This is a genomic window from Streptomyces sp. NPDC006655 (assembly GCF_040703965.1).
In the GTDB taxonomy this organism is placed as follows: Bacteria; Actinomycetota; Actinomycetes; order Streptomycetales; family Streptomycetaceae; genus Streptomyces.
On the sequence record NZ_JBEYJU010000213.1, the window covers coordinates 1 to 4615 of the forward strand.

Below are 4615 nucleotides of genomic sequence, written 5' to 3' on the forward strand. Positions count from 1 at the left end.
GCCCGCTTCCACTGGTCGCTTCGAGGTCTGGCTCCGCCACATGACCCGCCACCCCGCACGCCGATCGCACGCACCGAACGCCGCTCCTTCTTCCACGGAGATCCATCAGAAGGGCCCTAGCGTCTGGGGCATGCGGATTCGAATCGTCGATGCCTTTGCCGAGCGGGTCTTCGCCGGGAACCCGGCCGGGGTCGTCCTGCTGGACGCCTTCCCCGGCGACGGCTGGATGCAGAACGTCGCCATGGAGGTGAACCACGCCGAGACCGCCTTCGCGCACCGGTTGCCCGAGAACGCGGACGCCGACTGGGCGCTGCGGTGGTTCACCCCCGTCACGGAGGTCGCGATGTGCGGTCACGCCACGCTCGCCACCGCCCACGTGCTGAGTACGACCGGGGCGCACCCGGGACCCGTGCGCTTCGCCACCCGAAGCGGCGTGCTGATCGCGACCCCCGGCGCGGACGGGTCGATCACCCTGGACTTCCCCACCGCACCGCTCACCCGCGTCGACGCACCCGACGGGGTCGCCGAGGCGCTCGGCTCCGAGCCGGTCGCCGTGTTCGACACCGGCCCGAACGTCGGGGACCTGCTCGTGGAACTCGCCGACGAGAAGACGGTGCTGGGGCTCTCCCCCGATCACCGGGCCCTCGGCGCCTACTCCCAGCGCGGGATCATCGCCACCGCACGGGCCGAGGACCCGGCCGGGGGCTACGACTACGTCTCCCGCTGCTTCTTCCCCAACGTCGGCATCGACGAGGACCCGGTGACCGGGAGCGCGCACACCGCCCTCGCGCCGCACTGGTCGGCCCGGCTCGGCAGCGACGATCTGACCGGGCTGCAGGCCTCCCGCCGTACCGGACTCGTCCGCACCGGCCTGCGCGGTGACCGCGTCCTGCTCACCGGGCGCGCGGTCACCGTCATCGACGGGGAACTGCTCACGCCGTAGGCAGCCAGCCCACCTTGCCGGCGAGCAGCGCGTAACCGACGAACGCGCCGATGTCGAGCAGCGAGTGCGCCACCACCAGGGGGCCGACCCGGCCCCACCGCCGGTACAGGTAGACGAAGACGACGCCCATCACCATGTTGCCGACGAAGCCGCCGATCCCCTGGTACAGGTGGTACGACCCGCGCAGTACGGCGCTGGCCACCAGGGCGGTACCGGCGGTCCACCCCAACTGGTCCAGGCGGCGCAGCAGATAGCCGACGACGATGACCTCTTCGAGGATGGCGTTCTGCATCGCGGAGAGGATCAGTACGGGGTACTTCCACCACACCCCGGGCAGCGCCTCGGGCACCACTGTGAGGTTGAACCCGAGTCCGCGTGCGGCCAGGTAGAAGGCGATTCCGGTGCTGCCGATCACCGCCGCGACGCCCGCGCCGCGCCCGAGGTCGGGCCAGGGGCGGGTGCGGTCGAAGCCGAGGGTGCGCAGGCTCGCGCCCTCGCGGAGCAGCAGGTGGGCCACCAGGAGGACGGGGACCAGCGCGCTGGCGATGCCGAACAGCTGCCAGGCGAGGTCCAGCCAGGGGCGGCCGGGCGCGGCGGACGCGTTGAGGGTCGCCGCCTGGTCCTTGAGCCCGCCCGGTTTGGTGACCGACCCGATGAAGCTGATCAGGGCCGACACGCCGCTCGCCCCGAGCGACAGCCCCAGAACCAGCAGCGTCTCGTCCCTGAACATGCGCTGCGAGGGCCGTTCCACGGGGTAAGAACCGGCCACCGAACCCGCCTCCACCTGCACACCTGCCTCCAGTCGAGCAAACCCCACGCCGTGGGTCGTCACAGCTTGCCCGATGGAGACCGCTCAGACACGGGCGGCCCCCCTGGAGGAAGGGGGCCCGCTGCGGAGAGCGGGCCCGTCACGGCGTCCCCGTGCCGCTCACCCCATCAGCACCGGTTCCAATAACCCCACCGGCCACGTGTGCACGGGCTCCCCCGCGTTCATCAGCTCCGCATAGCGCCGCGTCACCCCGGCCAGCGCCACATCCCTCGGCACCCCCCGCTCCAGCGCCCGGTGGAAGGTCGCCGCCTGCCAGGAGGCCCCGTTGACCCGCCGCCGGCACCGCTCCTCGATCACGCCCAGGTAGAAGTCCCGGTCGGCCGGCTCCACCCCCCACCCGTCGAGCCCCGACGCCGCCAGCGGCAGCAACTCGTCGCGGACCAGGGTGACCGCGTCCACCTCTGCCGTACCGCCGCCGTACCGCGCCCGCCTCGGCCAGACCAGCCGGGCGTCGATCCCGTCCCGGCACGCCGCGTCGAAGTTCGCCTCGGCGACGGAGAACGGCATCCGCGTCCACACCGGGCGGGACTCCTCGGCGAGCGCACGGACCAGACCGTAGTAGAACGCCGCGTTGGCGACGACGTCGGTGATGGTGGGGCCGGCCGGCAGGACCCGGTTCTCGACCCGGAGGTGGGGGACGCCGTCGGCGACGTCGTAGACGGGCCGGTTCCAGCGGTACACCGTGCCGTTGTGCAGGACGAGTTCGGCGAGCTTGGGCACCCCGCCCGCGTCGAGCACGGCCAGCGGGTCCTCCTCGTCGCAGATCGGCAGGAGCGGCGGGAAGAAGCGCAGGTTCTCCTCGAACAGTTCGTACGCGGAGCCGATCCAGCGTTCACCGAACCAGGTGCGCGGACGTACGCCCTGTGCCTGGAGTTCGGGCGGGCGGGTGTCGGTGGCCTGGAGGAACAGCGGGGGCCGGGACTCCCGCCACAGTTCGCGGCCGAAGAGGAAGGGGGAGTTGGCGCCCACGGCGATCTGCGGGGCGACGGCCGCCTGCGCCGCGTTCCACACGTCTGCGAAACGCCCCGGGGTGACCTGGAGGTGCAGCTGCACGGACGTGCACGCGGCCTCCGGGACGATCGACTTGGAGGTGCACTCGAGATGCTCGACGCCCTCTATGTCGAGCCGGAAGTCCTCGCCGCGGGCGGCCACGATCTGGTCGTTGAGGAGGGTGTAACGGTCGACCTCGGAGAGGTTCGCGGAGACCAGGTCGTCCCGCTCCAGCGTCGGCAGGATGCCGATCATCACGATGCCGGCGTCCACCTCGCGCGCCTTGCGGTCCGCGTACGCGAGGGAGGTGCGGAGTTCCTCCGCGAGCCGGTCGAATACCCGGCCGCCGAGCCGGTGCGGAGCGATGTTGACTTCCAGGTTGAACATGGCGAGTTCTGTTTGGAAATCGCGGCTCGCGATGCGTTCGAGCACCTGGCTGTTCAGCATTCTCGGCATACCGTCCGCACCGGCGAGATTCAATTCGATCTCGACACCCATGAGGTTCTTGGGGCGGTCGAACCGCTTCTCCACCAGCAGTCGCTCCAGCCCCGACAGACAGTCCTGGAGCTTTTCGCGGTAGCGCTGGCGATCGGACAGGTCGAACCGGCCCGCCACGACCTTCTCCCCCATCGAAGTGTCCCTCCTCGAATGGGCGGACCGAGTTCCGGCCGCCGGTGTCCCGGGTCCAGGTGGGATGATGCCCAGCCCAGGCGATCGATAACGTCGCGCGCGCGACGGACACCCGCTACTCTGTTGGAATGTGTCCTGCGGCACATTCACGCGGCATGGGGCATCATGCAACTGCGTGTTCCCCGTTCTCCTCGTGAAAAACGCCGACGACATTCGGCCGACCGCGAGAGCCTCATATTCCGAGGTCAGCGGGGTTACGACAGGCGGTAAATCGGGAGGATTCCTCACGAATCAACGACCGAATTGCACCTTGTTCTGTTCTGCGGGACCGGCCGGTGAAACACCACCTGAACACGTGTCGTATAAACTCCGCGAACAAGGCAGAAGGCTGGCGCCCACGGTTCTGGTTCCTGCCGTCCGAGCGCGTGCGGCCGGCACCGTCCGCACCTCTTTTCACCGAACCGGGCCGCCGCCTCCCTGACCCCTGTGAGCTGACAGCGCCGTCCGCCCCCGCCCTCGCGCCACCGCGCCTGTCGAATGAGAGGCGACCCACCATGCCGTTGCTAGTCCCTCCTGCCCCCGCGCCCGCACTGCGTTCCGTCCTCACCGCCCTCGGTTCCCCCACCGCGGTCGACGAGGCCCGTACCCCCTCCCTGCGCACCGCCCAGGGACCCACGACCCCCGAACTGCCGTTGCCCGTGCACGTACTGGACCGGATCACTTCCGAGGGCATGTCCGCCACCCGGCTGGCCGGCTGGCGCTTCCTGATCCGCTGCGGCGGCCGGGCGGTGGCCGCGGCCGAGACGATGCTCACCCCCGACGGCTGGGCCTTCTCGCACTTCTTCGAGGGGCCCTACATCACCTCCACCGAAAGGGCCCTGCACCAGGCGGAGGCCCTGCCGCAGACGTACCAGCCGCGCCTGCTGTCCCTGCCCGGCCTGTACATGCTCACCCTGTGGCTGCACGGCGACCCCACGGCGGACGGTGCCGAAGGGCACCCGGCCGCCACCGACCTGCTCGTCCCGCTGGCACCCGCCCCGCCCGGCATCGCGGCCCACCGGCCGCACCTGGTGTCCGAACTCCTCCCGGTGCTCACCGACCGCGTCACCCCGGCCCCCCTGCTCATCACGCCGGCCTGAGCCGCCCTTCTCGTGCGAGCGGTGAATTGCTCGTACGAGCAATTCACCGCTCGCACGAGAAGAACTAGCCCCATCCGGCCATGG

At 70.5% G+C, this 4615-nt stretch carries 4 protein-coding genes; 2 read left to right on the top strand and 2 right to left on the bottom strand.

Annotated elements, in window-relative coordinates; all coding sequences use genetic code 11:
- Positions 1-130 precede the first annotated feature (130 nt).
- On the top strand, positions 131-943 hold the full coding sequence (locus tag AB0958_RS44510) for a PhzF family phenazine biosynthesis protein (protein WP_366896192.1): 813 nt from the start codon (positions 131-133) through the stop codon (positions 941-943).
- Here the strand turns inward: AB0958_RS44510 and AB0958_RS44515 are convergent.
- Together AB0958_RS44515 and AB0958_RS44520 are read right to left on the bottom strand one after the other, a co-directional pair.
- A complete protein-coding gene (locus tag AB0958_RS44515; protein ID WP_132887735.1) occupies positions 933-1733 on the bottom strand; it encodes a type II CAAX endopeptidase family protein in 801 nt (266 codons plus the stop codon). The genes AB0958_RS44510 and AB0958_RS44515 overlap by 11 nt on opposite strands.
- A 138-nt stretch (positions 1734-1871) precedes the next feature.
- Entirely contained in the window at positions 1872-3392 is a 1521-nt protein-coding gene (locus tag AB0958_RS44520; RefSeq protein WP_366896193.1) for a glutamate--cysteine ligase, read from the bottom strand.
- Between the two features lie 554 nt (positions 3393-3946).
- Here AB0958_RS44520 and AB0958_RS44525 point away from each other — a divergent pair.
- Entirely contained in the window at positions 3947-4531 is a 585-nt protein-coding gene (locus tag AB0958_RS44525) for a hypothetical protein (RefSeq protein WP_366896194.1), read from the top strand.
- Positions 4532-4615: the final 84 nt, after the last annotated feature.

Excerpts from the sequence above, each read along its gene's own strand:
- AB0958_RS44525 (WP_366896194.1), top strand. The coding sequence starts at position 3,947 with ATGCCGTTGCTAGTCCCTCCTGCCCCCGCGCCCGCACTGCGTTCCGTC.
- AB0958_RS44520 (WP_366896193.1), bottom strand. The coding sequence starts at position 3,392 with ATGGGGGAGAAGGTCGTGGCGGGCCGGTTCGACCTGTCCGATCGCCAG.
- AB0958_RS44510 (WP_366896192.1), top strand. The coding sequence starts at position 131 with ATGCGGATTCGAATCGTCGATGCCTTTGCCGAGCGGGTCTTCGCCGGG.